2 protein-coding genes are annotated in these 1,457 nt (G+C 52.1%); both read left to right on the top strand.

The window, feature by feature from the left end; genetic code table 11:
- Positions 1-339: 339 nt before the first annotated feature.
- Positions 340-669, top strand: a complete 330-nt coding sequence (locus Abin_RS15940; RefSeq protein ID WP_255319438.1) for a DUF6538 domain-containing protein — start codon at positions 340-342, stop codon at positions 667-669.
- 202 nt (positions 670-871) lie between these two features.
- A complete protein-coding gene (locus tag Abin_RS15935) occupies positions 872-1,210 on the top strand; it encodes a hypothetical protein (RefSeq protein ID WP_255319439.1) in 339 nt (112 codons plus the stop codon).
- Positions 1,211-1,457: the final 247 nt, after the last annotated feature.

Here is a 1,457-nt window from a genome sequence, read left to right as displayed (position 1 = left end):
TTGCAAACCATCGCGACACAACGTGTCCGCTGGTTTGCACGGCTGGCTCTCCTCTTTTTTAAACAAGTCAGCTTTACGCCATACATGGCCCCTTCTCTCTTCTGGCTTGACGCACCCAGAGTGTTTAACCAGAATTGTAGGCAGAAAATTCAACCAGAAGACCGCGTGTCATTATCCGCTGTCTTTTCAAGGTGTTGTGCGGCTGACCCTGCGGGTCAGTGAGGGTTCGAGTCCCGCAGTTCGCATGCCATAACATATTGATTTCATTGAGAAATCATAAAAGAGGTGAAGTGTAAACCCGCTTCTCCATAGTCCTTCTCCAAAGTGGAGAAGTTCTCGATGCTGGCTCTTGTGGGCACCCACTACCATTTCCGTCGTGTCTTCCCCGTTGCCTTACGGCCTCTCTTCGGCAAAACTGAATTCTGGATTTCCCTCAAAACGGGGAACAAATCAGAAGCCCGCCTCTCGGCCGTGGCCCTTCATGCCCGGACTAGCGCGCTTTTCAGGACGGCCCGCACTATGACTGACTCAGCCCAGAACAAACCCATCACCAGGGACGACCTTCTGGCGCTGTATGAGGACATCATCAAAAAGCAGGAAGAAGGTCAGAGACCACCGAACGGAATGCCGCAGAACAGCTCAAGATTGAGCGCTACACAGCCAGCATGACCCGTTATGAAGACCTGCTCAAAACCAGAGCCTTCCTGACTTACTCCACAGACGCTTTGGAACGGCTAAATCAGCATATCATCACGCTGCGTCAGGACATGATAACCGGCAAAATGCAGGACAAGGCCTGCCTTGCCAGCAAGACCGAAGAAATCGAACGATTGCAGACACATTGGTCAAACTGTTTCAGACCGGTCCAGCTTTGTCTCAGACTCCCGGTGCGATGCCGCCGTCCCACCAGTTAGCATCTCCTGCCCCTGCTCCGACCTCTCCTCGCCTGACGGAAGCCCTTAACCTTGCCCTGTTGGCAGACAGCCAGAAGAGTGACGCCACCAAAAAAGAAACAGCCCGTACAGTGACACTGTTTATTCAGGCTTTTGGCGATAAACCCGTTCACGAGATTACTGGCCGGGTGGCAGGCGAATTTCGAGACCTGCGTTTCTCTCTCCCCACCTCCTACGCCAAAGGCAAGCAGGAGATGGATTTAAACGCTGAAGTCGAGCGGGCGCAGGAATTTGACCTCCCAACACTCAGCGGATAGAGATCAGGAAAGCCATCGCACAACAACACGCTATTATTGCCCAGCAGGCACCCGAAACAAGCTGGAAACCTCTTGATCGAGATAAGATGATAGTAACATGGCGTAGACAGCTTATCTGCGCTCACTCACAATATAATATGCAACTATAGTGCTAAGTTCCGTGGTCATCCGCGAACGGCTATAGGTTCGGTTGCTCAGAACATAATACTCGCGTATAGGCGCAAAGAACCTTCAGATCGGTGCGCTG

Origin of the sequence: Acetobacter indonesiensis (assembly GCF_000963945.1) — a bacterium.
In the GTDB taxonomy this organism is placed as follows: Bacteria; Pseudomonadota; Alphaproteobacteria; order Acetobacterales; family Acetobacteraceae; genus Acetobacter; species Acetobacter indonesiensis.
Note: the sequence above shows the minus strand (reverse complement) of the source record. Positions and strands in the feature narration are given on the sequence as shown.